We start from the raw sequence: 4,519 nt of genomic DNA on the forward strand, positions 1-4,519 counted from the left end.
GACGGAGGCGGCGGCATGACGGCGGGCGAGACGGCGCGGACGCGCGCGCGGGGGGCGCCGGTCTTCGCGGGTGTCGCGGCCGAGGCGCTCGACCGGGCGCTGGCGGCGGCGACGACGCGCACCCTGCGCGACGAGGAGGCGGTGTTCAGCCGCGGCGAGGAGGCGGAGCGGGTCTATCTCATCCTGAGCGGCATGGTGCGGATCAGCACGCTCGGCGAGAACGGCAAGCGGATCGTGGTGGAGATCTTCCGCGACCTGGAGATCTTCGGCGAGCTGGGGGTGATCGACGGGCTGGCGCGCACGGCGGACGCGAGCGCCTATGGCCCGGCGGAGCTGCTGGTGCTGCCGGCAACGGCGTTCCTGGGGCTGCTGGCGGACTCATCGACATTTGCGCAGAACGTGCTGCGGCTGGTGACGGCGCGGATGCGGCGGACCTATTCGCTGCTGGAGGATGCGAGCCTGCTCAACCTTGAGCTGCGGCTGGCGAAGCAGGTGCTGTACCTGGCGGGGCTGGGCATGTCGGGCGAGCGGCGGGTGCGCATCCATGCGCGCATGCATCAGGACGACCTCGCCGACCTGCTGGGGGCGACGAGCCGCAGCATCATCACCATCCTCAACAAGTGGCGGGCCGAGGGGCTGGCGACGTTCGACGGGCGGTCGGCGCAGCTGACGATCAACGACATCGAGCGCTTCCGCACCCTGGTGGCGCGCCCGCCCGGCGGATAGGGCGCCGCGCAATTCCGCTCGACCGGCGCCGGGCGGCATGGCACTGTTCGCACCGGCAGCATCCGCGACGCAAGGCGGGGCGCCCAGGGATACGCACCGTCATCCGGCTCCAACACCGAACGCGCCGCGGGCGCGGGAACGGAGGGGTGCGCGCATGCTCGACAAATCCATCGTCAACACGTTCAGCCACGTGAAGCCGGGCGGCACGCCCTGGCGCGGCGAGGGGCTGCGGTCGTTCTTCGAATACCGCGACCTCGGCATCCGCGACGCGACCGGCGGGCGGGTCGTCGCCCATCTGGTGCGCGCGGCCGAGGCGCCGGAGGCCGGCACCGGCTGGCACTTCCACGAGGCCGAGTTCCACATCGTCCTGATGCTCAAGGGCTGGGCGAAGTTCATGTACGAGGGCCGCGAAACCCTGGTCGCCGCCGGCGACTGCGTGCATCAGCGGCCGGGCATCGTGCATTACCTGTACGACTACTCGCCGGACATGGAGTATCTGGAGGTGGTGGGGCCGGCGGATTTCACGTCCGTGGAGGTCGCCGAGGGACCGGCGCCGGTGCCCGCGCCGACGCCCTGGGGGGCGCCGACTGAAACGGCGGGCGCCGGCGGCGGCTGATCAGAACTCCACCTCAAGCTCGTCGATCAGCATCTCCGGCTCGACCTGCGCCTCGGCGTACCAGACGCGCATGTCGGGCCAGGCGAGGATGTGGTCGCGATAGGCGGCGGCGACCGGGTCGATTGTCACGTCGTATGTGACGAAACGGGTGGCGACCGGCGCGTACATCGCGTCCGCGACCGTCGGCGCCGCGCCGAACAGCCACGGGCCGCCGTACTCGGCGAGGCATTCGCGCCAGATCGTGGTGAGGAAGTCGATATCGGCCTGCGGCGCGGACCAGACGCGGAAACCCGGCCGGCGCGCGCGCAGGTTCATCGGCAGCGACGCGCGCAGCGCCGCGAAGCCCGAATGCATCTCGCCGGAGATCGAGCGGCAGCGCGCGCGCGCGGCGCGATCCTTCGGCAGCAGCCCCGCCTTCGGCCGGATTTCGTTGAGATATTCGGCGATCGCCAGCGTGTCCCACACCGAGACGTCGTCGTGCACGAGACAGGGCACGCGGATCGTCGAGGTACGCAGCAGCAGCTCCGCGCGGGTATTGGGATCGTCGGGATCGGCGGTCATGACGGTGAACGGCAGGCCGGAGAGGCGCGTGAGCAGCCAGCCGCGCAACGACCAGGACGAATAGTTGCGGCTGCTGATCAACAGGGTCGCGTCGGCCATTGTGCGGCGCCTTCCAGTGCGGGAACAATGCCGGCTAGGCTAACAGAGAGCGAAACGAGCCGTCAGCATCGAACGAGGCCGCAGGCAAAGAATGATCGTCCCCCCCACGCCTCGCCGTCCGCGGTCGCCCCGTCCCGGGGCACGCGGCGCATGATCCGATACGACGTCTATTACGCGCTGACCGAGGCGTTGGACCTGCCGCGACGCATGGCCGACAGCATGAGCCGGATGCTGCGGCAGATGAACGGCGTCGAGACGTCGCATCCCTGGCTGCGCGCGACGGCAGGGTTGCTCGACGTGATGGCGATCGGCGGCACGACGCATCGCCGGCCGCCCTATGGCATCGACGCCGTCCCGGTCGGCAACCGCACGCTGCCGGTGATCGAGGAGGCGGTGGACGTGCGCCCGTTCGGCACGCTGCTGCGCTTCCGCAAGACGGACGCGCCGGTGCAGCCGAAGCTGCTGATCGTCGCCCCCATGTCCGGGCATTACGCGACGCTGCTGCGCGGCACGGTGCGGACGGCGCTGGCGGATCACGACGTCTATGTCACCGACTGGCACAACGCGCGCGACGTGCCGGTGGCGGCGGGACGGTTCGGGCTCGATGACTATGTCGGCTATCTGATCGCGTGGCTGGAGGCGATGGGCGGGCGCAACCACGTCCTCGGCGTCTGTCAGCCGACCGTCGCGGTGCTCGCCGCGGGCGCGGTGATGGCGCAGGCGCGCCACCCGTCGCAGCCGCGCAGCATGACCCTGATGGCCGGGCCGATCGACGCGCGCGTGTCGCCCACGCGCGTCAACGACCTTGCCTCCTCACGCCCGATCGCGTGGTTCGAGCGCGAGCTGATCCAGACGGTGCCCTGGCCGCTCGCCGGCCATGGGCGGCGCGTCTATCCGGGGCATACGCAGGTGACGGCGTTCATGCTGATGAACCTGCATCGCCACGTCGCCGCGCAGTACGGGCAGGTGAGCAACATGGTGCGCGGCGACTGGCGCGCGGCGGCGGCGCACCGGACGTTCTATGACGAATACCTCGCGGTGATGGATCTGCCGGCGGAGTTCTACCTGGAGACCGTGGCACGGGTGTTCCAGACCTATGACCTGGCGCGCGGCGCGCTGACCTATCGCGGCCAGACGGTCGATCCGGGCGCGATCCGCCACACCTTCGTCTTCACCGTCGAGGGCGAGCTGGACGATATCTGCGCGATCGGCCAGACCTCCGCCGCGCTCGACCTGTGCACCGGGCTGCGGCCGTCGATGAAGCGCCACCACCTTCAGCTCGGCGTGGGCCATTACGGCGTGTTCAGCGGCCGGCGCTGGACGGGCGAGGTCTATCCGCTGGTGCGCGAGGTGATCGCGGCGACGAGCTGATCACACGATGAAGCGGCGGATGCGCGCGATCGTCGCCTCGTCCGTCAGCGACGGCGCGTGGCCGACGCCGGGGACGACGTAGGACTCCGCGCGCGAGACCTCCATCTGCTCCACCGTCTCGGCCAGCAGCAGGTCGCTCTCCGCGCCGCGGATCACCAGCACCGGCGCCTTGATCGCCGGCCACAGCGCCCACAGGTCGGTGTCCGCCGGCTCGCTCGCGCGGATCGGCTCGGCGATCGCCGGGTCGTAGTGCAGACGCAGCAGCCCGTCCGCCCCGGCGCGCGAGGAATGGCGGGCCATGTGCGCCCAGTCCGCATCGGTCATCGGCCCGAACGGCGCGTGCACGCGGCGCAGATACGCCTCCACCTCCGCGAGGTCGGCGAAGCCCGGCGGGTCGCCGAGCGCCATGTAGTCGCGGATGCGCGCCAGCGCCGCGCGCGGGATGAAGGGGCCGACGTCGTTGAGCACGAGCTGGCGGATCGGGCTGCCCTCGGTCGCGGCGAGCGCCATGCCGCACATGCCGCCGAGCGAGGTGCCGATCCACACGACCGGCCGGCCGATCGCCGCGAGCAGGTGGCCCAGCGCCACGACGTACGAGGCCGGCTGATACAGCCCGCCCTCCGGCAGCCAGTCCGACGCGCCGCGGCCGGGCAGGTCCGGGCAGATCACGAAATACGCATCCGACAGCGCCTGCGCCAGCACGTCGAAGTCGCGGCCGTTGCGCGTCAGCCCGTGGACGCAGATCACCGGCGGGTTGTCGGGATTGCCGAAGCTGACATAGGCGAGGCGGCGGAAGGCGCCGTTGAGCAGGTAGGGGACGTCGCCGCGTTCCATCAGACGACGCCCTTCGCGCGCAGGGCGGCGATCTCGTCCGCCCCCATGCCGAGCCGCTCCGCCAGCACCGCGTCCGTGTGCTCGCCCAGCATCGGCGGCGGCAGGCGGTAGTCGGCCGGCGTCTCCGACAGGCGGACGGGGTTGGCGATGACCTTCACGGTCGCGCCGGAGCCGTGCGCCATCTCGCGCACCATGCCGCGCGCGACCACCTGCGGGTCGGCGAACACGTCGGAGAGCTTGTTGATGGGGCCGCAGCCGATCTTCAGCGCCTCCAGCCGATCCACCCACCAGCCGGTCGGGTGGGCGGCGAGC

At 71.2% G+C, this 4,519-nt stretch carries 6 protein-coding genes; 3 read left to right on the top strand and 3 right to left on the bottom strand.

Features of this window, described 5'->3' with window-relative positions; all coding sequences use genetic code 11:
• Together B8460_RS18085 and B8460_RS18090 are read left to right on the top strand one after the other, a co-directional pair.
• Positions 1-726, top strand: a 726-nt coding sequence (locus tag B8460_RS18085; protein ID WP_048863015.1) for a Crp/Fnr family transcriptional regulator, incomplete at its 5' end; no start/stop codon positions are given.
• Between the two features lie 154 nt (positions 727-880).
• The gene (locus B8460_RS18090; protein ID WP_048863016.1) at positions 881-1,342 is read left to right on the top strand and encodes a cupin domain-containing protein; all 462 of its coding nucleotides are present in this window, start codon (positions 881-883) and stop codon (positions 1,340-1,342) included.
• Here B8460_RS18090 and B8460_RS18095 read toward each other — a convergent pair whose 3' ends face one another.
• Positions 1,343-2,002 carry a glutathione S-transferase family protein gene (locus B8460_RS18095; RefSeq protein WP_048863017.1) on the bottom strand — a complete coding sequence of 220 codons (660 nt, stop codon included), beginning with the start codon at positions 2,000-2,002 and terminating at the stop codon, positions 1,343-1,345. It lies immediately after the preceding gene.
• Between the two features lie 150 nt (positions 2,003-2,152).
• On the opposite strand from B8460_RS18095, the gene B8460_RS18100 reads away from it, so the two are divergent.
• On the top strand, positions 2,153-3,373 hold the full coding sequence (locus B8460_RS18100) for a polyhydroxyalkanoate depolymerase (protein ID WP_084623881.1): 1,221 nt from the start codon (positions 2,153-2,155) through the stop codon (positions 3,371-3,373).
• Here B8460_RS18100 and B8460_RS18105 read toward each other — a convergent pair whose 3' ends face one another.
• Positions 3,374-4,207 (bottom strand): alpha/beta fold hydrolase, encoded by an 834-nt coding sequence (locus tag B8460_RS18105; protein ID WP_048863018.1) that lies wholly within the window; start codon positions 4,205-4,207, stop codon positions 3,374-3,376. It lies immediately after the preceding gene.
• Positions 4,207-4,519: CoA transferase (locus B8460_RS18110; RefSeq protein ID WP_199445692.1), on the bottom strand; the 313-nt coding region annotated here is incomplete at its 5' end. The genes B8460_RS18105 and B8460_RS18110, both read right to left, overlap by 1 nt.

Origin of the sequence: Acidisphaera rubrifaciens HS-AP3 (genome assembly GCF_000964365.1) — a bacterium.
In the GTDB taxonomy this organism is placed as follows: domain Bacteria; phylum Pseudomonadota; class Alphaproteobacteria; order Acetobacterales; family Acetobacteraceae; genus Acidisphaera; species Acidisphaera rubrifaciens.